At 37.2% G+C, this 22800-nt stretch carries 18 protein-coding genes; 6 read left to right on the top strand and 12 right to left on the bottom strand.

The window, feature by feature from the left end:
* Positions 1 to 322 precede the first annotated feature (322 nt).
* Together CLV62_RS16905 and CLV62_RS16900 are read left to right on the top strand one after the other, a co-directional pair.
* Positions 323 to 2308 carry a DUF4954 family protein gene (locus CLV62_RS16905; protein ID WP_110311961.1) on the top strand — a complete coding sequence of 662 codons (1986 nt, stop codon included), beginning with the start codon at positions 323 to 325 and terminating at the stop codon, positions 2306 to 2308.
* A 132-nt stretch (positions 2309 to 2440) separates the two neighbouring features.
* A complete protein-coding gene (locus CLV62_RS16900) occupies positions 2441 to 3373 on the top strand; it encodes a hypothetical protein (RefSeq protein WP_146212776.1) in 933 nt (310 codons plus the stop codon).
* A 133-nt stretch (positions 3374 to 3506) separates the two neighbouring features.
* Here CLV62_RS16900 and CLV62_RS16895 read toward each other — a convergent pair whose 3' ends face one another.
* The 5 genes from CLV62_RS16895 to CLV62_RS16875 form a co-directional block, all read right to left on the bottom strand.
* A complete protein-coding gene (locus tag CLV62_RS16895; RefSeq protein WP_110311959.1) occupies positions 3507 to 4523 on the bottom strand; it encodes a pentapeptide repeat-containing protein in 1017 nt (338 codons plus the stop codon).
* Between the two features lie 161 nt (positions 4524 to 4684).
* On the bottom strand, positions 4685 to 5263 hold the full coding sequence (locus tag CLV62_RS16890; protein WP_110311978.1) for a LutC/YkgG family protein: 579 nt from the start codon (positions 5261 to 5263) through the stop codon (positions 4685 to 4687).
* 88 nt (positions 5264 to 5351) lie between these two features.
* Entirely contained in the window at positions 5352 to 6731 is a 1380-nt protein-coding gene (locus CLV62_RS16885; protein WP_110311958.1) for a lactate utilization protein B, read from the bottom strand.
* On the bottom strand, positions 6728 to 7468 hold the full coding sequence (locus CLV62_RS16880) for a (Fe-S)-binding protein (RefSeq protein ID WP_110311977.1): 741 nt from the start codon (positions 7466 to 7468) through the stop codon (positions 6728 to 6730). The genes CLV62_RS16885 and CLV62_RS16880 overlap by 4 nt, the downstream gene beginning before the upstream one ends.
* A gap of 100 nt (positions 7469 to 7568) precedes the next feature.
* Positions 7569 to 9119, bottom strand: a complete 1551-nt coding sequence (locus CLV62_RS16875) for an L-lactate permease (protein WP_110311957.1) — start codon at positions 9117 to 9119, stop codon at positions 7569 to 7571.
* Between the two features lie 901 nt (positions 9120 to 10020).
* Between CLV62_RS16875 and CLV62_RS16870 the strand changes: the two genes are divergently transcribed.
* The gene (locus CLV62_RS16870; RefSeq protein ID WP_110311956.1) at positions 10021 to 11379 is read left to right on the top strand and encodes a DUF4026 domain-containing protein; all 1359 of its coding nucleotides are present in this window, start codon (positions 10021 to 10023) and stop codon (positions 11377 to 11379) included.
* A 99-nt stretch (positions 11380 to 11478) separates the two neighbouring features.
* Here CLV62_RS16870 and CLV62_RS16865 read toward each other — a convergent pair whose 3' ends face one another.
* The 3 genes from CLV62_RS16865 to CLV62_RS16855 form a co-directional block, all read right to left on the bottom strand.
* Positions 11479 to 12432 carry an NAD(P)-dependent oxidoreductase gene (locus CLV62_RS16865; RefSeq protein ID WP_110311955.1) on the bottom strand — a complete coding sequence of 318 codons (954 nt, stop codon included), beginning with the start codon at positions 12430 to 12432 and terminating at the stop codon, positions 11479 to 11481.
* An 80-nt stretch (positions 12433 to 12512) separates the two neighbouring features.
* On the bottom strand, positions 12513 to 12884 hold the full coding sequence (locus CLV62_RS16860) for a DUF3127 domain-containing protein (RefSeq protein WP_110311954.1): 372 nt from the start codon (positions 12882 to 12884) through the stop codon (positions 12513 to 12515).
* 44 nt (positions 12885 to 12928) lie between these two features.
* Positions 12929 to 14065: an AI-2E family transporter gene (locus CLV62_RS16855; protein WP_110311953.1), complete on the bottom strand. Its 1137-nt coding sequence runs from the start codon at positions 14063 to 14065 to the stop codon at positions 12929 to 12931.
* A 113-nt stretch (positions 14066 to 14178) separates the two neighbouring features.
* On the opposite strand from CLV62_RS16855, the gene dacB reads away from it, so the two are divergent.
* Complete coding sequence (gene dacB / locus CLV62_RS16850) at positions 14179 to 15615, top strand: D-alanyl-D-alanine carboxypeptidase/D-alanyl-D-alanine endopeptidase (protein WP_110311952.1); 1437 nt, start codon at positions 14179 to 14181, stop codon at positions 15613 to 15615.
* 6 nt (positions 15616 to 15621) lie between these two features.
* On the opposite strand, the gene CLV62_RS16845 is transcribed toward dacB, so the two are convergent.
* The 3 genes from CLV62_RS16845 to CLV62_RS16835 form a co-directional block, all read right to left on the bottom strand.
* Positions 15622 to 16323 carry an FKBP-type peptidyl-prolyl cis-trans isomerase gene (locus CLV62_RS16845; protein WP_110311951.1) on the bottom strand — a complete coding sequence of 234 codons (702 nt, stop codon included), beginning with the start codon at positions 16321 to 16323 and terminating at the stop codon, positions 15622 to 15624.
* A gap of 156 nt (positions 16324 to 16479) precedes the next feature.
* Positions 16480 to 18021, bottom strand: coding sequence for a hypothetical protein (locus CLV62_RS16840; protein WP_146212775.1), 1542 nt, complete (start codon positions 18019 to 18021; stop codon positions 16480 to 16482).
* 775 nt (positions 18022 to 18796) lie between these two features.
* Positions 18797 to 20338 carry a glycine--tRNA ligase gene (locus CLV62_RS16835; protein WP_110311949.1) on the bottom strand — a complete coding sequence of 514 codons (1542 nt, stop codon included), beginning with the start codon at positions 20336 to 20338 and terminating at the stop codon, positions 18797 to 18799.
* 334 nt (positions 20339 to 20672) lie between these two features.
* Here CLV62_RS16835 and CLV62_RS16830 point away from each other — a divergent pair, with 334 nt between their 5' ends.
* Positions 20673 to 20906 carry a hypothetical protein gene (locus CLV62_RS16830; RefSeq protein ID WP_110311948.1) on the top strand — a complete coding sequence of 78 codons (234 nt, stop codon included), beginning with the start codon at positions 20673 to 20675 and terminating at the stop codon, positions 20904 to 20906.
* A 79-nt stretch (positions 20907 to 20985) separates the two neighbouring features.
* Here the strand turns inward: CLV62_RS16830 and CLV62_RS16825 are convergent, their stop codons facing one another.
* A complete protein-coding gene (locus tag CLV62_RS16825; protein ID WP_110311947.1) occupies positions 20986 to 21585 on the bottom strand; it encodes an RNA polymerase sigma-70 factor in 600 nt (199 codons plus the stop codon).
* 151 nt (positions 21586 to 21736) lie between these two features.
* Between CLV62_RS16825 and CLV62_RS16820 the strand changes: the two genes are divergently transcribed.
* Positions 21737 to 22732, top strand: a complete 996-nt coding sequence (locus CLV62_RS16820) for a FecR family protein (protein WP_110311946.1) — start codon at positions 21737 to 21739, stop codon at positions 22730 to 22732.
* Positions 22733 to 22800 lie beyond the last annotated feature (68 nt).

Genomic DNA, 22800 nt, shown 5'->3' with positions numbered 1-22800 from the left:
ATAAATTCTAAAAAACAGAGTAATTTACTCTTGTCTTTACAACATTAATTTAAGTCTTTTGTAGAAGTATTATTAACCTTAAATCAACCAATTTCATAAATTAATTATTTTCTTACAACCACTACACTACTTCAACGCCCGATAAAGTACATTTTCTTTACGGGCGTTGGCTGTTTGTTACAAAAAGAAATAAAATCTCACTTTTCTATAATATAATTCTACGATTATCGTTTTATAGGTACAATAAATACTTATTGCGACAATAAATAAAAGGCTTTTGTTAAGCTCTTCCTAACCAAAGCAACAAAAATGAATATACACTATGGAGTATAGAAAATTAACTGAATCTGAAATCGTAGAACTGCAAAATCAAGGCTGTGTAGCCAGTAATTGGGATAGTATATCCGTTCACCGCCAATTTAATACAGCTTACATTCGTCACGTAAATTTCTCAGGAGATATAAAACTGGGAATTTATGAGAAAGAATTTACACTTCCGGGAGGAATCAAAAAACATTCGGGAATCAAGAATGTAACACTTCACAATTGTGAGATAGGCAACAATACTTTTATCTCGGACGTAAACAATTATATTGCAAACTATAAGATCGGGGATAATGTATTTATCCACAATCTCGAATTGATGTATGTCGATCATGAATCGTCATTCGGCAATGGCATAGAAGTTACCGTTCTGAACGAAACAGGAGGTCGGGAGGTTATTATCCATGACAAGCTGAGTGCTTCGTTTGCATACATCATGTCATTCTATCGCCATCGTCCGGCATTAATTCATAAAATGCAGGAAATAGTAAAACTATACACACAACAAAATACCTCTAATATAGGAACTGTCGGTAATAATGTCAAAATAATCAACACAGGTACAATCAAAAATGTACGCATACGGGATTATGCCACCATTGAAAGCACTTGCCATCTCGAAAACGGAACTATAAACAGTAACGAATACGACCCCGTACACATTGGCTATAATGTAATGGCTAAAGATTTTATTATCAGCTCAGGATCACATGTCGAAGACGGAACCATGCTTACCCGTTGCTTTATAGGTCAGGCATGCCAACTGGGGCATACTTATTCTGCGAGTGATTCGCTCTTCTTTAGTAATTGTCAGGGAGAAAACGGTGAGGCTTGTGCCATCTTCGCAGGGCCTTATACCGTTACACACCATAAATCCACTTTGCTGATTTCCGGTATGTATTCGTTTATGAATGCAGGATCGGGGTCAAATCAAAGTAACCATATGTATAAACTAGGCCCTATTCATCAGGGAGTAATGGAAAGAGGGGGTAAAACTGCCAGTGACTCATATATCCTTTGGCCTGCCAAGATAGGGGCGTTCTCTTTGGTTATGGGTCGTCATTATCGAAATTCGGATACATCCAAAATGCCATTTTCATACTTGATAGAGCATGATGACGAAACGGTACTTGTACCCGGAGTTAATCTTCGCAGTGTAGGAACTATCCGTGATGCTCAAAAATTCCCGAAGCGTGATAAGAGAAAAGATCCGCATAAAATGGATCAGATCAATTTCAACCTTCTGAGCCCTTACACCGTTCAAAAGATGTTTCAAGGCATTGAAGTATTAAATGAGCTGTTAAGCACTTGCGGAGAAGCATCGGTACATTACACATACAGAGGTTGCCGCATAAAAGGCTCTTCACTTCGCAGTGGCTTGAAGTATTATGATATTGCTATTACCAAATTCTTGGGTAATTCCATTATTTCACGGTTAAGCAATTGTCCTTGTACCAGTGATGAAGAAATCAGAGAATATCTGAAACCCGATAGTAGTGCAGGATTAGATAAATGGCGCGATTTAGCAGGACTCTTAGCTCCAAGTACCGAAATAGATAAACTGATAGAAGATATAGAATCTGGCAGACTGACCTGTATCGAAGATATAAATGCCGTCTTCGAAAAACTCCACAAAGATTACTACTCTCTGGAGTGGACATGGGCTTGGGACAAGATTCAGGAATACTTTAATCTTTCTCCGGATACTATCACAGCCAAAGATATTATCACTATTGTCGAGAAGTGGAAAGAGGCAGTAGTGAAACTCGATTGGATGATCTACGAAGATGCCCGAAAAGAATTTTCCCTGCCAACCCATACCAGCTTCGGAATGGACGGAAACAAAAAAGATCAAAAGATAGACTTCGAACAAGTAAGGGGTATTTTCGAAAAGAATGCATTCGTAGAAGCAGTTCTCGAACATATCAAAGTGAAATCGAAGCTTGGAGAAGATACGATAGAACGTCTTTCGAAATGCCTTTAAATTGCATTTATCACACCATACAAAAGCAGATTATCCTTACCCGATAATCTGCTTTTTGATATATAAAACTAGTATAATGGGTATAAATCAATTACCTTTGCGTAACAAACACGCATTTGAAATATATTTATTATGAAGTTTATTTATTTTATTGTAACTCTTTTTCTATTCACATCTTGTGACCCGTCAAGTAAAGTTCCATCTAAACAGTTCTGGATGGATAACCCTACAGACAAAGCAATTCAGGTTAAAATTGACTCAATAGTTTATGATCTACCAGCCAGCTCGGGCCTATCGGTAGAATTACCTGCAGGAAGGCACTTTTTGGCATACAACGGAGAGTCTGTACAGTTTTTTGTAAAGCCCAATGATCAGGGATGTGTTATCAACCCCACATTAAGTAATTATATCTTCTTCCACGAAATATATTTCGAAAGAGGAAAAGAAGAGGAAGGAAATGCAGAATATGAAAAAATAAAATCTGCCTACATGTCCCCGTTCGAAATACAACCGGGAGATACTATAGATGTTCCATTCAAAGTAATCAGTGACCAATTGTTTATTGAGCAATACGAATATTTCTGGCATTTGGGAGTAACCGAACCCTATAGAAATGGGGTTGTAATTGCTAAGGGCGCATCAAATTTAACGACCGCACCTCAATCTAAACTATTTAGGGAGAATGATTTTTATAACTATGTAGGACGTGAAAACTTACCTGAAGGTTTCGCTCTTAAACAAAGCAACTATAAATTGAGTGACTTAAAACCTTTTGTTTTTGTTGCCGATACTATAACTGTTGATTGCGAACCTGCTCAAAAATATTTAGACTTGTATCGCAGTCGTTTCAAGGAATTACTAAATAGCGATGCTGAACACTACAAGGGTAAATACGACACGTTACGTTATTATACTCAATTCCCTATAGAAGTAGAGAAAGAGTGTAGTTCTCGCTACAATAAAGACAGAACCAGCAGTGACAATGATATTGACAAAGCATCGGTTCGTATTGGCAAAAACTTAGAAAAGTTAGGAGAAAAGAATGCTTTTATAATTAAAGATTAATACGGCATAAAACATATACAAGAAAGCAGGAACTTGAATTAAGTTCCTGCTTTTTATTGCTTTGGCTGGGCATAACAACCAGATATAGTTATGCTGATAAATTATCGCATTAAATAGTTAGAATTACTTACTATCAGTTCTTTGTCAAAATCGCTGATTTTGCTTTAATTTCTTCCGTAGAATATCCTCCTAATTTGGTATTTTCAAAATTCACACCATCCTCCATATCAGCATCTTTAAAATCGATATTATTCAGTAAAGTATCCTTAAAACTTACATGATGAAAGACCACATTCCAAAAATCGGATTGAGAAATACTCCCCTTGGAGAAAGTAGTATTCTTGATATGGGAAAGATCAAAAACAGTTTTCTCGAAACTGCTTCCGCTGAAATCTACTTCATCAATAAAAGCGTCCTCTAAATAACACGAAATAAAAGTAGCATTCTTAAAACTCGATTTTATAAACTTTGTCCGCGAGAAATCAACATTGGCAATATATGCCTCATCGAGATTAATTCCCTCTAAAACACAATCCGACAGATCGGTCATCAGGTTACTGTATATATGCATATCGTTCCTGAAAAGAACTTTAACGATTGTTTGGATTACAATGGTCGGCTTTTTATTTATCCGCCAGGCTTTACCGTTCTCCTCATTTTGTATCGTATCTGTATTTTCCCGTACATAGGCACATAAAATATCCTGTATAATATTTACATACCCTCTTTGTCCTTTATCCCCTATTGAAGTTTCGAGAGCTATTTGGTGCAAAGCATAGATACCCGATAATATAGAACTCACACTTTCGCTGCCCAATAATGTTGCAGCATCTTTAAAACGGGTATTAATCTGACCTCTTTCATTAATATTATTCTGACGGGTCTGCTCCGCTACCCTTCTGTTATTAATCCATAAACCCAGAAGTACTAAAGCCCCTCCGAGTACTGTTGCTACCGTTCTTACATACTCACCCAAGGCAGCGGTGGTATCACCAAATAACATAATATGAGCACCCAGTTTATAGAAAATAACTCCGAGAAGAATAGTCCCGAATATAATAATCAGGAAAATATACTTATAATAAAACTTAGAAATAGCTTTCTTATTTGTTTCTAACAGTGCTGAAAATGTTTTTGCTCTCTTCGACATGACTTTTATACAATCTTTATTACAAAGATAATCAATTAAGGGCACAGACCTATTTACCTGTTTTACCAGTAGAACAACTATAGCCAGTTATAAGTTTGAAATGAAAGAGCAGATTATCCCCAAAAAGATAACCTGCTCTTGAATATATAGAAATAAGTGTGTTACCTCAATAATACAATCACGCCTTTAGCTCCATGAGCCCCTACAACTAACGATTGTTCTATATCTGCTGTTTTGGAAGGTCCCGAAATAAATACACCAAAGCCGTAATCATTAAACTTGATTTGATCGTAAGCTTCGTGCATATTATGTACAATCTTGTTTTTATCCAGAAGAATAACCAGATACTCGGAAATAAAATAAACTACTTTTTCCTTTACATTCTGAGGTATCCATACACAAGCATTCTCTGCAACACCCACTTCTCCCTGAATAATAGCCAGATCAGTCCCGTTTAAACTGTGGGCATCCTCCACCTTATCGGGATTAACGGTTGCTATATCGATTTCGGGCAGATTAGAGGCGATAACCTTAGCATCGGGATAGAGTGAGCGCATCAAAGCATTTATATCTTCTCCCTCTTTTACAACCATAGCATCACCGCCCACTGCTTTACACATCTGAGTAAATTTTTCAAGCTTGTCGGGATATTGAATCGCAGCAATATCTAAATCGGGCATATCATATTGAACTTTGATATGTCGTTTTACATTCGATAATATATCATTCTTACTATTTATACTCATAGCTTAATTCTTTTTTAGGTTGTAGGGGAGAACCTATGTGTTCTCCCTATATTGGGCAGACACGAAGGTCTGCCCCTACATGTTATTCGTTTTTCTTCTGAACCTTGCCTTTCTTCCACATCGAAGTGAAAGATTCGGGTGCAAATTTTGGTAATTCACGTCCTTTACCCCAATCATTCAATCCGTTATAAATAAGGAATCGAGGCATATGATTAATGATAGGAGCCATTTTCAGACCTGCTTTGTATAATGCAGGATGGGTAAATAAGAACTTCATACCTCCCGACATTATTTTCTTCATTGTATCAGCCTTACCTAAAGAATTTAAGTTCTGCCTCCATCTGTAAATCTGATCTGCCAGATCAATCTTTGCAGGGCAAACATTGTTACAGGAATAACAAAGCGAACAAGCCGATACATTATCGTAATACTCTTCGGGATTCTTCAGCATACCCAAATTAATTCCGATCGGACCCGGTATAAAATAAGTGTAAGAATACCCTCCACTACGACGATATACAGGGCATGTATTCATACAAGCTCCGCAACGAATACATTTCAGCGTTTGGATATGTTCGTCATTACCGAGAATATCGCTTCTGCCATTATCTACAATAATAATGTGCATTTCGCCTCCTTCGCGTGGTTTACGGAAGTGAGACATGTACGAGGTTACAGGTTGCCCTGTTGCCGAACGTGCCAATAGGCGGGAATATACAGCCAACGATTTATGATTGGGAATAAGCTTCTCCAACCCCATAGATACGATATGTATTTTGGGTAGAGATGTTCCCATATCGGCATTACCCTCGTTGGTACACACCACCACATCACCTGTATCTGCAACGGCAAAGTTACATCCTGTCATACCCACATCGGCAGTAAGAAATTCATTTCGCAGATGCTGACGAGCTGCACGGGTAAGATATGTAGGATCACTGTTATCTTTTTCGGTATGTAGTTTTTCCTCAAATAATTTACCTACTTCTTGCCGTTTCAAGTGAATGGCAGGCATTACAATGTGGCTGGGCGGTTCGTCCATCAATTGAAGAATACGTTCACCGAGGTCACTTTCTACGACATCAATTCCTTTTTCAATCAGATAAGGATTCATGTGGCATTCTTCGGTAAGCATCGATTTACTTTTCACCAGTTTTTGGGCTTCGTGCCTCGACAATATACTATATACTATCTCGTTATGCTCTGTTGCATCTTTTGCCCAATGAACGATGACGCCGTTTGCTTCGGCATTTCGGGTAAATTCTTCCGCATATTTATCGAGATGGGTAATCGTATGCATCTTTATTTTGCTCGACAATTCTCTCAACTCTTCCCATTCGGGTACATCCATAGCCATTTTATCTCTCTTCTCCCGAACAAACCAAAGAGTCTCATTGTGCCATGTCTCCTGTTCTTTATTTGCGATGAAGCGGTTTGCAGCTTCTGTATGTTTTGTACTCATAGTCCGGCAGCTAAAATTTGAACAACATGAATAAACTTGACAGGCAGTTTTTCTCTGTTTACCACCCCTTGCATATGCATCAAGCATGAGCTGTCAGCACCCGTAATATATTCTGCACCCGTAGCCATATGGTTCTTCACTTTGTCCTGTCCCATACATACCGATACCGAAGGTTCTTCGATCGAAAACATTCCACCGAATCCACAGCACTCGTCTACTTTTTGCGGTTCAAGTACTTCGACACCTTCTACTTTGTCCAATAAATCCCTGATTTTTGAATAGCGGGGGATATTTAACTCACTGGCGGATGATAAATGAAGTTCACGTACCCCGTGACAACTATTGTGTACACTCACCTTATGAGGAAATTTTCCGGGAAGTTTATTGACCTTCAACACATCGTGCAGAAATTCGCAGAAATCATAGATTTTCCCACTGGTCTGGCAAAGATGCCCTTCTTTCTCTAACAATCGGGGATAGTTTTCTTTTACAAATACAGCGCAGCTCGCCGATGGAGCTACAATGTATTCATACTTATCAAATAACTTCTCGAATTGTTGAGCCAAAGGGATAGCCTCATTCTCGAAACCTGCATTAGCCATGGGTTGCCCGCAACAAGTTTGATCGATCGGATAATCGACCTCCACTCCCAGATGGTCGAGCAGCTTATATGCCGCTACGCCTACTTCGGGGAATATGGCGTTTACATAACATGGAATAAATAGTCCGACTTTCATTTCTATATTAGTTTTTGGTTGATCTGTTTTGAATCGTAGGGGCAGACCTATGTGTCTGTCCTCTTTGGGCAAACACATAGGTTAGCCCCTACAATACTATCTAAAATATAAGTGTACCCATCAATTTGGGAACAAAGTATACCATAAGACCTGCTACAACTATATATCCTAAGGCATAAGGCATTGCCTTTTTCATTATTTCTCCTTCACGTCCCTGTAATCCACAAGCCGAAGTAGCAACCGCAATACTTTGTGGAGAGATAATTTTTCCTCCGGTTGCTCCTGCCGTATTTGCCGCAGCCAACCAATTCGGATCTACACCGATAGTATGACCAACGGAAGCCTGAAGTTTTCCGAACAAAATATTAGACGAAGTATCGCTACCTGTGAGGAATGTACCCAGACACCCGATTGTCGGCGCAAATAACGGATATAAAGAACCTGTTGTTATTGCCAAAGCTAAACCCAGCTCCGCTATCATTCCCGAGAAATCCATCACCGAAGAAAGAGCAATAAGACAACACACAGTAATGATCGTTTTACGCTGTTGTTTAAAAACCTTGCCTAATAGTTTCAATAATTCAATAATTTTAGCTCCCTGTATTAAACCGCCGATAATAGAACCGAGGAATAAAAGAACTCCTGCATCTATAAGCCATGAGATTTTTACGGAACGTACTATATCTGATTGTGCAACAGTATCAAATATATTAAAGCTAAATGTCGTACTCAGGATAGGAGCCAGTATAGCTCTCAATGGTAATAACGGGCTTGTGAGTATTACCAGCAATAATATCAATCCATAAACACTCCATGCACTTATTACTTCGGAAGTCGAGCGTTTTGGAAACTGAGCTTTCAATTCCCGGTCTTCGTCTGTTGCTGTAATCTTAGCATACAGAATAATCGTAATAATAGAAGCGATGCTACCCAATACGGCAGGAGTTTCGGCCCCCATATATTTGGCAGCTACATATTGTGTACCCAAAGAGACAACACCTACAATAACACTCAATAAGATATTTTTGGGCAAAGATTTAATTCTCGGATCGGTCATGAAAACCAGCACAAAGGGTATGAGTATCATTAGAGGAGACAACTGCAATACCACATGAGTACTCAGTGTTTGTATACTATCTGCACCGGCTTGTTCAGCCAATACTTTAACAGGAGTACCTATTGCACCAAAGGCTGTTGCAACACTATTGGCAATAAGACTGGCAACCGCCGAAAAAATCGGCTTAAAACCTAAACTGATCAATATGGCTGCAGGAATAGCAACCGCCGTTCCAAAACCTGCCATTCCCTCGAGAAGTCCACCAAACCCCCAAGTCAATAATAAGACCTGAACACATTTATCGGATGATATGGATGAAAACTGTTCTTTCAGAACTTCCATTTTACCTGTATGTACCAATACATTATAACTGAATATTGCCATAATGATAATAATCAGAATGGGGAATATCGCCTTTAGAATTCCATAAATAATTGACAATCCCGTATCTGCCACCGGGAGATGAAAAACAAATAGAGCAATCAGTACCGTAGTCGCCAATGTGATAAGCGCACTTTTGTCTCCCGACATTTTAAGAAAACCCATCAGAATGATAAGTAATATAACTGGGATTGCAGCAAAAACGACCGACATCCAATTGAGGTCTGTAACTAAATTAGAACTTTGAAGAATTACGTTTAAAATCATGGCAGAAATGTATTAGTTTGTACCTAAAATGCGGTTAAGGTCTCAGACCTTTTTATTGCTTTATCAAGGAGATTAACTATAGTAAATTATCACTCTTAAATCTCGTATTACATATTTTGTATTACTTAAGTAGAGTTAAATATTTAATGCGATATTTTATCAGTATAACTATCTCCGGCTGTTATGCTTGCCAAAGCAATAAAAAGGTCTGCGACCTTAATTCCCGATAGACAACGCAAATTATATTTTTTTTTCCAAAAACCGACTATCCTTTTGTATGTTATATTGCATAATTGTTTAAGAATTCTAAAATCTTAAATAATGTAGTAACGATAAGGATAAAACACTTCATTCGGATTTACGACACACGCATTAGAATAACTGGCGGTTCGCCTGCTAAGCTTGACTACCATAGGAGCATAGCGTTTTACTCTGCCCTTCTTAATGACCTGTAAATCTGTAGTCGGGTTATTTTATCTATCTATGTAAGGATATATTACGACCTCACCCCGATCAAACAATGGCTGATTTCGTTTTTTATCCGTACACACGCTCTTTCTAATTTCTAAACAAGCTGTAAGAGAAAACAAAACCCGTAAAAAAGTGTCACTTTTGTTACCTTTGCAACTTTTTAAAAAGTTAAAATACTCATATTCAATAAATTGAAAAATATCAAAAAGTAACACCCGGCAGTCACCTTTGCTACCTTATTGATTACTTTTTGGAACTTTTGTAACGAATGTCACCTTATTAGAAGTTTGATGTGTTTGTCCTAAATCAAAATTCGACTAACTATTAATTTGTATCTATTATTATTATCTTTGATAATAAATTTACTTGACATAAAATGGAAAACGATCACAAATATAAACTATTGAGTGAAGGAGAAATTTTTCAGCCCTCTATTATGGGGGTAATATCCTCCAAGCAAGACGATCTCTTCACTCAAGACTACATAAACGATACTCTCAGCAGATATAAAGGCTTTAATCTTTTATCTTTCGAATTATCACAGGCTAACGATCATGTAGACAAAGAATACATAGCTACAATAGAATATCTGGAAGAAGTATACAGAGTTGTGTTTTCTATATTATCTGTAGAAGATCTTCGTTTGGAAGAATTCGGCCTTGCCAATATGGTCAATGAAGATGATATCAATACGGCTTTATCCCAAAAGAAACATCTCAATGCAGCTGTCAATTTCAGCTCGAAACCTCTAGATTCATTTCATCTTCAACTAAAGATACTGGCAGCTGTGGCTCCGGATGCAAGTTTGGTAATCGATTTTATGTCCTTCCGGCTACTTTCCGGTAAATGGCTGGATCTGACTGCCTCCTCTACCATTCCACCTTCACCCGATTATCTGTATGCACTTCATGCTGTATATGATGAGAAGGACGAGAAAACCGAATACTGGTTCCACACCCATGGACTTGTCAGATGCGGGTTTGTTGAAATCGAAATATTGAATACCACCAACGGAGCACAACAGATGTATGATCTGGTAAATCATACGGTGAAACGGTTTCTTTCGGATCCGGTCAAAGAACATGAAAAATTCACCGCCGGTTTTGACGGACTCGACATAAGCCTGACTTGGATTCGCTGGGAAGAGGCATTAAAAGATTACAAGACGCCTATTCTGGGAGGTTTTCACGACAGAGAGGGAGATTCCAATGCACATTCGGAACCTTCAGGTGTACTTTTTGCTATAGAAGACGGAATCCTTATTTCTCCTGAAATATATGCTTCTACTCTTGCAAATAATCCTATTTTATTTGTTTCTACAGAAGAAACTTTAAGAATGAGCAGGTTGGCAAAGGATCGCTTTTCTTATTTTCTCCGGATTTTCGAAAAACATGCCAAACAACCGACTAAGTCATTTTTTAAAAGATTATTGGGAAAAAAGGAAGAAAACGAAAACCAGTGGTCTTTCATTGTTAAATTCGGGCTGATAGTAGATAATGCCAACAATAATACAGAAAGGGAACATTTATGGTTCAGAGCCATTTCTGCTGATAGCGAAACGGTAGAAGGAAAGTTGCTTAATGCACCGTATTGGATAGCTTCTCTTAAGGAAGGAGATATTAAATCGTATCCTATCGAAGTACTAACCGATTGGATTATTTATGATGCGGAAGGCAATCAATATACTCCCGATTCGGTTTATCAGTTGATTGATGAAGAAGATAATGATGATTGATTCTGTACAAATATAACAAAAGAAAAATCTCTTGCAAAAACTATATTTACAAGAGATTTTTTATAATCGTTTATTTTATCCGGCTCAGTTTACCCCGGCTCAGTTTACCTTCGATATTACGCCTCCATTGTAGAAGTTAATAATATTTTCGGCTACTTCACGTTGCATATCATATCTGCCTTCAATAGTTTGTGTTCCTGTATGAGGAGTCAAAACAACATTATCGAGGACTAAAAATTCGGGATTGATACGAGGTTCGTTTTCAAAGACATCCAATCCTGCACCAAAGATTCGATTATTCTTTAAGGCTTTTATCAAAGCAGCTTCATCGACCGTAGAACCCCGGGAGGTATTAATAAGTATTGCATCAGGCTTCATCTTACTTATTGCCTTCTCGTCGATAATATGATAGGTTTCAGGAGTAGCGGGAGCATTGACAGATATAAAATCAGACTGAGAAAGTAACTCCTCAAAGCTTACATATCTGGCATTATATTGCTCTTCTATTCCTTTTGCAACCGGTTTTCTGTTATGATAAATAATATCCATTCCGGCAGCAACAGCACGTCTGGCAACAGCCTGTCCGATGCGTCCGAAACCATATATTCCTAACGTTTTACCGAAAATAGCTATTCCGGGATTATCGTATAGTCCCCAGCTCAATCCTTCAGGAGTACGCAGCTTATTGTTATAGAAACCAATGCGGCGGGCAACTGCATGAATAAGTCCAAAGCAAAGTTCGGCAGTAGGCTCTAAAACCGAGTTTGGTGTATTGGTTACTGCAATTCCTTTTTGAGCGGCATATTCGGCATCGATATTATTATACCCTACACCAAAGTTGGCTATAAGCTTTAAGTTCTTCGCTTTATCAATAATCTCCTTATCAGTATAAAAGCTGAAATTGGGTATAAAAACCTCGTATTCTTCTATTATATCAAGTATCTGATCTTTTTTGAAATGTCCTGTTGAAGGATATGTTACATCAAACTGATCTTCCAATATCTGAAAAGGCTCACGATGAAAATTATGACCTGATAATACTTTCTTCTTCATAATGTAAGGTCTGAGACCTATTTAATATTTTGACAAGTATAACAACCGGAAGCTATTATAGTTCTGGAAAATATCACTAATCAGAAAGGCAGATCGTCGGCACTGTCTCCGCCAAAATCCGCAGGCGCAGGAGGGGGAGTTTGTTGAGCATATTCGGGGATTCCCTGAGCAGAACCTCCGGCTGAAGGCATAGCCAAATCTACTTTCCAAGCTTTTACGTCAGTATACCAGCGTCCGTTGTATTCGCGGCTTTCCACATCAAACGATATATCAAGCATGTTTCCAATTTGAAGTACCGATTCACTGGCTTTATCACCCCATATTGAGATACATACTTTTTTAGGATACTGTCCATCTGTTTCCACAACTACATCTTGCTTTCTCCACTCTCCGTTTTTTCCCATTCCGGTCTGGAGTGGCAATACTTGTATTAATTTTGCTATTAATTGCATAATTCAAACTTAAAAATTTTTATTAAAGACAAAGGTACAAAAAACTACTCATTCGAGAGTTCTTTATCTGAATTTTCAGTCGGAACATCTTCTTCAACCTCTTCTTCCGAATCTATAAACTGCTGATAGTAAGAAAGCAATAAAGTTGTAAGAGGAATTGCAATAATCATTCCCGCAATACCCATAAGCGAGCCCCAGATCGAGAGAGACAGCAATATTATAGCCGGATTGAGTCCCATAGCTTTACCCATTATCCGAGGTACAAGTATAATATCGATAATACATTGGATAACAAGATAGAGTAAAATAACCAAACCTATAAGAGCCCAAAAACTCTCACCCGTTTGAGAAACCTTTAACCAACATAATAACGCAGCAGGTACTACACTTATAATATGCATGTAAGGTACCATATGCAAGAAACCGATAAGAATACCTAGTACTATAGCTAAAGGCAGTCCTATAATCTGAAAACCTGTTGCAAATAAAATTGCTACAATAACACAGATAAGTGCCTGATGCCGGAAATATTTATTCATACTCCTTTCAACATCCACCGTTACTCTGCTAACAAAGGCTCTATGACGATGTGGTATAAGATCCATCCACAGTTTATTGATCTTATCATAATCCAATAAAATAAATATCAGATATAATATAATAATAAATACAACTGTAAATCCGAGGATGAAAGATATACTATTAGATACCATATTTTCTAAAGTCGGAATCAAATACCTTATGGTTTCAGAAGCATTTTCTTTCGACAGAACATTTCTGAGTGAATCGAAATCAATATTTTTAGCTATGAAATCGTGTACGCTCAATGGCATACCATTGACAGTGAAAGACTGAAGATCGTATGAGGTAATTAAACTATTAATCTGATAAAGCTCATTTTCGACTAAAGGCGTTATACATATAGAGAAAAGTGTTAATATACCGATGAGCAGGCCAAAGGTAATCAACACTGCAACAACTCTCTTTTTAAGCCGAAGTTTCTCTTGGATAAAACGAACCACAGGATTGAGGAGATAAGCCATTAGCCAAGCCACTAAGAAAGGAAGCAACACACTTCTCAGGATATAAATCATATATATACCGAGTCCGATCAGTATCACACTTATAGTCAAGCGAATTACCCGATCGAAAGTAAAAGGCCTATCAAAACTGTTCCTCATGAAATTTTTCTTATTTTTCAATTTGTTTATCTTTACAAAGATATTTGTTTTTCAGAAACAATACCTGTTATTAGTACAAGTTGTTTACTCGTCTACCACTAAATTATTACGAAATGAAATACTATTTAGTCCTTATATTAAATTTCTGTTTTATAACTGTATCCAGTCAGCAAAATGCTGCGATTGAAAAATTCGTACAAACTTCCGGATTCGAGAATGCATCCATCGGAGTTTGTGTAAAAGATCTTTCGGGAAATAACATAGTATCATACAACAAAGCTGTTTCATTGACTCCGGCTTCTACTCTAAAAATATTAACTACCGCCACAGCTCTTGAACTACTAGGTGAAGATTATCAATTTTCAACAGAATTATCCATTGATAAAAACAACCCTCAACACCTTATTGTTCATGGACATGGAGACCCTACTCTTGGGAGTGAGTACCTCTTTGAGAATCCTTCCGCATTTTTGGGTAACTGGGTACAACATATCCAAAAGAAATTTAAAACAGAATACCCGATTGACATAACAATTGCCGATGACTTTTTCGGCTATAACGGAATATCATCCAAATGGCTGAGGGAAGATATGGGGAATTACTTTGCATCCGGAGCTTACGGTATCAGTGTGTTTGATAATATGTACCAATTGTTCCTGAATACAATGAGGACTGACACTTGCCCTGCAATCCTAAAAACAGTTCCCAATATGAGAAATATTGTATTCTCAAATAATCTTCAATTGAATTACGAGGGTAAAGATAATGGCAATATAAACGGCGAGCCGTTCTCTAATTATAGAAGGTTAGCAGGTGATATCCCAGCCAAGAGATCATCTTTTGTTATCAAAGGAGATTTCCCCGACCCGGGAATAATATTAGGTGAGGCTCTTGCGAATACTTTAGCACAAAACAATTTTAGAATAAATTCAATTGGAACTACACGCCAGCAGTATTTTCAGCAAATGTATAATTCATACAAGGCAAATCCATATGAAACTGTTTCTTTTTATAAAGAATTATCTCCTGCTCTAAGAGAGATTATACGCGTAATTAATGAAAAAAGCAATAATCATTATTCAGAGCATTTAATGAGAACTATCGGACGCCAAGCCAATCCTGACACATATAGCGATCCTCTCACTGAAGGAATAAACAGAACAAATAACTACTGGGCATCTAAAGGTTTAAACACTGATGGAATACACATTTATGATGGATGTGGGTTGGCTCCTTCCAACAGCATAAATCCGGAGATTCTTTGCGATATCCTAATATATATGCAAGTAAGAAGTAAATATACGAATGCCTTCTTTACCTCCCTGCCAAAAGCAGGAAAAGAAGGTACTGTCAGAAATTTACTAAAGGGAACACGCCTGCAAGGCAAGCTATATGTAAAAAGCGGAAGCATTGCCAATGTACAATGTTATGCAGGTTACTACATAGATGGTGATAAAAAATATGTTTTCAGCATTATGGTCAATAACTACAATAGCCCCCGCAAAGATGTTGTGAGGGCTATTGAAAGTTTATTATTAGATCTCTTCTGACCGATTTCAGCTATTTAGTGGTTTCATCGGTATAATTTCATAGAGTTTAACTCTGAACCAAAGCGTTGTGTAAGCCGGTACAATCGTAAAAGTCGGCGCCCCTGTTACATTTGGCGTATAAGTATTTGCTGTTCCCCCATATGCCAGCTCCTGAGGTATACAAACTAAACGTTCATCTCCAACTTTCATATCTTGTAGTAATGTCGACCAACCCTCAATAACCCCATAAACACCTGTATAGGTTCCATCCGTTCTTGGATTCACTGCAAATGTTGCTTTATTATAATTGGGTTGCGTACTAGAAGCAAGTCCATATCTATATTTAATCGTAGAGATTAAAGATGGGTTTTCAGTAGAATCAAAAATAACTTTCTTTTCATCTTTATCAAAGAACCATCCCTCATAACGAACCACTACAGTATCCGTAAACTCAGGTCTTCCTTCAACGCTTATTCTTACAGTATTACCTTGATCAACATTGGTAATTTCAGTTGATTTTTGCCAATAGACTTTACCATAACCTGTTTGAGACGATAAAGCGTTAAATGAATCATCACTTGCTACTTTTGCAAATCGGGATTCATTCAAGGCCTTCCATACTTCATCTACTGCAACCTCATTATTATTATCACTATTAAGGCAAGATGTAGTTGCAAACAAGAAAAATACTAAAACGAACAAAGGGAAAAGATATAATTTCTTTCTCATTAGACTAGTTTTCAATTTATCTCGCAAAAATAGAACATTTAAAGGGAAGTCTTATATAAAAAATGTAAATATCAATCTGCACTATCAAAATAAATGTGAGAATGATCCCAAAATCACCCTCACACTCTATCAGGCTATTATATTTATACCTTACTCTTAAATAATCTGAGAAATTCTCACAGAATAACTACGTGTAATATTTCCGTTATTAGTGATCGAGATTTTACCCGGTACGCTTGTATCTATCGTAAAATCGAACTGAGTACCGTTACCTCCGTCGGCACAGGTTGTCACATTCGGAAATTTCACCTGATATTTGAACGAGCTAACTTTAGTTGCCACGCCTACAACCTCTCTTGCCATACCATTTAAATACACGATAGATAAGCCGAAGTCTGTAGGATGTGATACTACAACACTGAATATAGCAGTCATAAATCTGTTACAAGTGTTATTAGAAGTCACAATAATATGACCGGCTCCCGGATAGAATAACGCCCCGACATCCATTGTTACAGTAGCACCGGAGGCTACCGGATTAAAAGGAATATTTGTTTGAGGAATTACGCCCACCAAGCCCGAAGTATTGTTGCGTACAAGCATAGACACATCGGCAGATGCCGTGTTAGCTGTTCCGATAGTCAAGTCTCCGTTGATATGCAATGTTGAAGCCGGAACAGATGTTCCTATCCCAACCCTGCCTGCCGGTGCAGCAAGAGTACCGCTCATACCCGTACCAAACAGCAAATTACCTATATTCATCTGATTGGAGGACGTTGCCGGCAGGCTTGTATTTTTACCTATAGCGATATTATTAGAACCTGTGGTAAGTCCCGAACCTGATAGGTAGCCTATACCTATATTGCTTTCGCCGGACGTAAGATTTGCAATAGAATTATTTCCTACGGCTGTGTTGAAACTTCCGGTACTTTTACTAAGGCTATGCGCTCCGACGGCAGTATTACTACCTCCTATAACGTTACTGTTTAAAGTGGCACTCCCTACAGAAATATTATATGTCCCTGAAACATTTGCCGACTGACTACTGAACCCGATAGCCGTATTATCGCCACCCTTATCGTTAGCGACAAGAGAGCTGTGCCCTATAGCAGTATTGTTTCCACCAGTAGTATTGGCTCTCAAGCTGTTATTACCTATAGCCACATTCCACCCCGGAGTTGTTGCCGAAGTACTCAATGCACCCACGCCGAATACCGTATTATTTGTCTCGCCATTATATCCGCTACTTCCCAAATAACCTGCCAATACATTATTCCTTTTAAAAAGAAGGTCTTTATTATCAGTGGTTCCCAAAAAATTGGCTAAGGGATCGGTTCCAGTATTTCCTGTCAGATTCCATCCCGCAGCCGAAGTCTGGGCAAAGGCTTGCCATAAAGTTCCATCAAAATAATAGTATCCTACCTTCTTAATGTTAGTCGTTTTGGCGGTCGTTGTACCCGATATATCACTCACATAAACAATCGCGCCTGTTTGATTCGTGGTATATTGGCTATCCTTATCTGCCAATTGTTTAAGAGATAACTTAGGAGCTATAATTCCCTCGGGAACGACACCATCCGCGTTACTCGGATTAACATCCAATGTTGCTTTGGGGGATTCTGTATTAATTCCCACCTGAGCATTAGTTGTTAAAGCAGACATTAATAATAAGAAAATAAAAAATAATTTTGTTTTCATTTTAAAGTTGATCGAATTTAATACTCATTTCAGCCACAATCTTATTTCACAATCACTTGCAACAAATAAAACCTGATTCAAAATAAAATACGACAACACTCATATCCAGAATCAACAAACATCAAATATCTATATAACATTATTCCAAATAAAGCCAATTTATTTCTCTTTTAACCTATCTCTTAAAAGTTTATAGAGATATCTGTTGTCGATTTTATAACACTTAAGTATATTTTTTGTTGCATAAATATCCTTACCGATGTATTATGTTCATTCTACACAATAAAGAAACGGACTTTTTCCAAATATTATTTACTTTATAGTAGTTGAAAATTACAAAATGAGATTATTTACCTGAAAATAAGAAATATAGAAACAATTTATTTTGCTTAATACTAATAGAATATACCGGTAATTCACCCTGCAATAAAACATTATAAGCCAACACACTACAAAATACCGGAAGAGCTTAGAGCCACTCCATGATTTATCGAAAAAAAACAGATCTTATACACAATTGTGAAAAAACCATACATAACACTGAACTGGTATATTTTAATTAAGGATGCAAGAAAAGTATTGGTGTTGCAGCCTAAACATAAAAAAAAACATTAAACAAATTGAGAAAAAATGTTAACTTTGGGCGATATAAGTCTACTTAAATAGCCATAACCTACTTATAGCTATACCTCATTAAGCATACATTCTATTTATAGATAAAAAAAGCTGCCCTTGATAAACAAGGGCAGCTCTTACATAGACTATTAACAGTTTCTTATCCTAAATTCTTAAGTAGGCTTTTCATACTTACTTTATCAGCTACTATTGCCGACAGTTCACTGATAGCAACACGTTCTTGCTGCATTGTATCACGATAACGGATAGTAACAGTATTGTCTTCCAATGTTTGATGATCTACAGTTACACAATAAGGTGTACCAATAGCATCGTGGCGACGGTAACGTTTTCCGATACTGTCTTTCTCATCGTATTGGCATTTGAAATCAAATTTCAAAGCATCGATTATCTCTCTTGCTTTCTCGGGTAAACCATCCTTCTTAACTAATGGGCATACTCCTAGTTTAATAGGAGCCAATGGAGCAGGTAGTCTCAAGACTACACGAGTTTCGCCATTTTCTAAAATCTCTTCACAATACGAAGCCGCCATAGTAGAAAGGAACATACGATCTACTCCGATAGATGTTTCAACTACGTAAGGGGTATATGACTTATTCAACTCTGAATCGAAATATTGAATTTTCTTTCCTGAGAATTTTTCATGACTACTCAAGTCAAAATCAGTACGGGAGTGAATACCCTCTACTTCTTTAAAACCAAATGGCATTTCGAATTCTATATCTGTTGCTGCATTAGCGTAATGAGCCAATTTATCGTGATCATGGAAACGGTATTTAGCATCGCCATAACCAAGCGACTTATGCCATTTCATACGAGTTTCTTTCCATATTTTGAACCACTCAAGCTCCTCTCCGGGACGAACGAAAAACTGCATTTCCATTTGTTCGAATTCACGCATACGGAAAATAAACTGACGGGCGACAATCTCGTTACGGAATGCTTTTCCGATCTGAGCTATTCCGAATGGAATCTTCATCCGCCCTGTTTTTTGCACATTCAGGAAGTTTACAAAAATACCCTGAGCTGTTTCGGGTCGAAGATATACTTTCATAGCACCATCAGCCGTAGAACCCATTTCGGTAGCAAACATCAGATTGAACTGACGAACCTCTGTCCAGTTACGGGTTCCGCTTATCGGGCAAACAATTTCACAATCAAGAATAATGTTGCGTAACTCTTCCAAGTCCGAATCATTCAACGCCTTTGCAAAACGAGCATGTACTTCGTCACGCTTAGCCTGATTTTCCAATACACGCGGATTTGTTTCACGAAACATGGCAGCATCAAAGCTATCACCAAATTTCTTGGCTGCTTTTTCTACTTCTTTGTTTATTTTATCGTCAATCTTAGCCAGATAATCCTCAACCAATACATCTGCACGATAACGTTTTTTACTGTCCTTATTGTCAATCAACGGATCATTAAAAGCATCTACGTGTCCCGAAGCTTTCCAGATAGTAGGGTGCATAAATATAGCAGAATCAATACCTACAACATTTTCATTGAGTAGTACCATACTATCCCACCAATATTTTTTGAGGTTATTTTTTAATTCAACTCCATTCTGACCATAGTCATACACTGCTCCCAACCCATCATAAATTTCACTGGACTGAAATACAAATCCATACTCTTTACAATGCGAAACAATCTTCTTAAAAACGTCTTCTTGTGCCATAATATATCTAATCTTTCATTATTCTTTTTCGGATGGACAAAGTAAATACTTTTTTTGCATAAAAACCAGAGTTACAATAACTGACTACTGCCATTAAATGAGCTATATAATAACTATCAGCTATAATATCTCCTTTGACTCCCTATTTTCAATCCGAATAATGGTAAATTTCACTCGAATTTTATCCAAAGAGCATTCGAATAAAGAGAATCCTTTCTTTTTTGAACCTTCGCTACCTGTATTCATCTTTATTTGCTATTTTTACAGCACACACTGCAAACTGATCCGAAAAGCGAAGAAAATTCGATGTGGAATTTAATTAAATTTACTAATTATGAGATTGCTAATAGGTATACTTACTACAATTATTGTTTTAACAGGTGCAACCCTTACGGTACTGGCTCTTTGGGGAATTCAGCCCATATCCTGGCAAATAGTGTGGAAATCGGGAGTCACCATAGCCATTGTATTCGCTACAGGTCTTTTGATCTATCTCTTTTATTACCTTTTTTTCAAAAATTACTCCTACAAGAAAAATAAAGGTAATCCAACTAATCCGTTCTATTGAATATTCAAATAAAACAGCATAATTAAAACTCGGTTTGAGGAGAAACTTCTGATAAAATCAGGAGTTTCTTTTATTAAGGTCAGACATCGATCAAATGACTAAGTATTTTAAAATTGGCAGGCAGATGAACTATAAATATAAAAGAGATCAGATCAGCCTTCAACAGATGAGTCCTTATTTTAGCAAGAGCCTTCGTTATATGCTTCTCCACAGCCTTCTCGCTAATACCCAATTCTGAGGCTATTTCCTTATTCTTCATGCTGTGCGACCTACTATAGACAAATGCTTTTTTACACTGAGGGGGAAGTGTTTCTATACATTTCTCGATTTCATTTTCCACTTCTTTTTTAACCAGATCATCCAACTGATTATACGATTCGATCTCCTTCAATAATAGGTAATCAATATCATCATCCAAAGAAAGATGACTCCGATGAGATCGTAAATGATTTAGATATTTATTATAAACCGCCTTCTGTAGATAGGCTTTAATGGGATAGGCTTCAAAATCTATATTTTCTCTCCCATTCCATACCGATATAAAGACATCCTGAACTATATCCTCTGCCAGTGATCTCTCATATGTATATCTATATGCATAGAGAACCAAAGAAGAATAATGGGTCTGAAAAAGCCTTTCAAAGAAAGCCATATCCTCATTTAGATTTCTTTTCATCATGTTTTCATTCTTCTTTAGATTCAAAATCGAAGGTAAGATAATTTTATTAAATCAGATATAAGAGAAAAAAGAAGAAAAAAAGAGAAAAATAAAAAAAAGGAGGTGGGGGTATCTCTTTTAAATGTGTGTATAGTATAGAAGCAAATCGAAAATGGAAGATATCATAAGTAAATACTTAAATAAAAAAGCCACCGTTGAAGAAAAAACAAAACTTCTTCAATGGATAAAGGAAGATATACAGAATAAGAACTTATTCATCGAAACAAGAGATATATGGCTATTAACTAACGATATAAAAATAACAGAATCCGATATAGACGAAGCCTTTATTCGCTTTAACAGAGAAGTAAATAAATCCTCACAGAAAGTCAATAGAAAGGTCATTCTACCTACAATTAGAAACATTGCTGCCGTAGCTGCCGTAGTCCTGATTTGCTCTGTAACAACCTTCTATTGGGGAAGGAATAGCTTCGCACCTACACAAGAGGAAGCTACAATTATGGTTATGAATCAGATCAGAACAGGCAAAGACAGTAAGGATTTTATAACCCTGCCCGATGGAACAGAAGTTTGGCTAAATGCAAATAGTAAGATAAGCTATCCCGAAGTTTTTGCAGAAGGCGAAAGAGTTGTATCCGTAGAAGGTGAAGCTTTCTTTAAAGTAAAAGAGAATAAACAAAAACCATTCAAAGTAAATACAAAAGATATGAATGTGGAGGTACTCGGAACATGGTTCAATGTAAACAACCACGCATCCAGAAGCAGCTCCGAGACAGTTTTACTCAACGGAAAAGTACAAGTGGAAAATAATATCGGACAAAAAATCATCCTCGAACCGAATCAAAAAATATCAATAAGTAAAACAGATGGAAGTTATTCAGTAAGCAAAGTCAATGCCGAAGACTATACACTTTGGATTAACGAAAAACTAACCTTCAACAACGAGCAGCTGGTAAGCATACTGCATAAGATGAAATACTGGTACGGAATTGATATTGTCTATAATAAAGATATTCCATTAGATATGAGACTTTCGTTAACCATACGCAAAGAAACCAAGGAGGAAATATTCAAACTGTTAGAACTTATAACACCTATTAATTGCGAGATTAAAGATAATGATCAAGTGACGATCACCCGAAAATAACTATTGACCTTAAATCTAGTGCTTATGTGAAAAACTAACCAAAGAAAAAACAGGCAAATGATGCCACA

Origin of the sequence: Indolivaga alginatilytica (assembly GCF_003201355.1) — a bacterium.
In the GTDB taxonomy this organism is placed as follows: domain Bacteria; phylum Bacteroidota; class Bacteroidia; order Bacteroidales; family Dysgonomonadaceae; genus Dysgonomonas_A; species Dysgonomonas_A alginatilytica.
This window is presented reverse-complemented; position numbering and strand designations above follow the sequence as displayed.

Excerpts from the sequence above, each read along its gene's own strand:
- CLV62_RS16895 (WP_110311959.1), bottom strand. The coding sequence starts at position 4,523 with ATGTCGAAGAGAGCAAAAACATTTTCAGCACTGTTAGAAACAAATAAG.
- dacB (WP_110311952.1), top strand. The coding sequence starts at position 14,179 with ATGAAATACTATTTAGTCCTTATATTAAATTTCTGTTTTATAACTGTA.
- CLV62_RS16900 (WP_146212776.1), top strand. The coding sequence starts at position 2,441 with ATGAAGTTTATTTATTTTATTGTAACTCTTTTTCTATTCACATCTTGT.
- CLV62_RS16820 (WP_110311946.1), top strand. The coding sequence starts at position 21,737 with ATGGAAGATATCATAAGTAAATACTTAAATAAAAAAGCCACCGTTGAA.
- CLV62_RS16885 (WP_110311958.1), bottom strand. The coding sequence starts at position 6,731 with ATGAGTACAAAACATACAGAAGCTGCAAACCGCTTCATCGCAAATAAA.
- CLV62_RS16830 (WP_110311948.1), top strand. The coding sequence starts at position 20,673 with ATGAGATTGCTAATAGGTATACTTACTACAATTATTGTTTTAACAGGT.
- CLV62_RS16905 (WP_110311961.1), top strand. The coding sequence starts at position 323 with ATGGAGTATAGAAAATTAACTGAATCTGAAATCGTAGAACTGCAAAAT.
- CLV62_RS16855 (WP_110311953.1), bottom strand. The coding sequence starts at position 14,065 with ATGAGGAACAGTTTTGATAGGCCTTTTACTTTCGATCGGGTAATTCGC.
- CLV62_RS16865 (WP_110311955.1), bottom strand. The coding sequence starts at position 12,432 with ATGAAGAAGAAAGTATTATCAGGTCATAATTTTCATCGTGAGCCTTTT.
- CLV62_RS16835 (WP_110311949.1), bottom strand. The coding sequence starts at position 20,338 with ATGGCACAAGAAGACGTTTTTAAGAAGATTGTTTCGCATTGTAAAGAG.
- CLV62_RS16845 (WP_110311951.1), bottom strand. The coding sequence starts at position 16,323 with ATGAGAAAGAAATTATATCTTTTCCCTTTGTTCGTTTTAGTATTTTTC.
- CLV62_RS16870 (WP_110311956.1), top strand. The coding sequence starts at position 10,021 with ATGGAAAACGATCACAAATATAAACTATTGAGTGAAGGAGAAATTTTT.
- CLV62_RS16860 (WP_110311954.1), bottom strand. The coding sequence starts at position 12,884 with ATGCAATTAATAGCAAAATTAATACAAGTATTGCCACTCCAGACCGGA.
- CLV62_RS16825 (WP_110311947.1), bottom strand. The coding sequence starts at position 21,585 with ATGATGAAAAGAAATCTAAATGAGGATATGGCTTTCTTTGAAAGGCTT.
- CLV62_RS16875 (WP_110311957.1), bottom strand. The coding sequence starts at position 9,119 with ATGTCGGTCGTTTTTGCTGCAATCCCAGTTATATTACTTATCATTCTG.
- CLV62_RS16880 (WP_110311977.1), bottom strand. The coding sequence starts at position 7,468 with ATGAAAGTCGGACTATTTATTCCATGTTATGTAAACGCCATATTCCCC.
- CLV62_RS16840 (WP_146212775.1), bottom strand. The coding sequence starts at position 18,021 with ATGAAAACAAAATTATTTTTTATTTTCTTATTATTAATGTCTGCTTTA.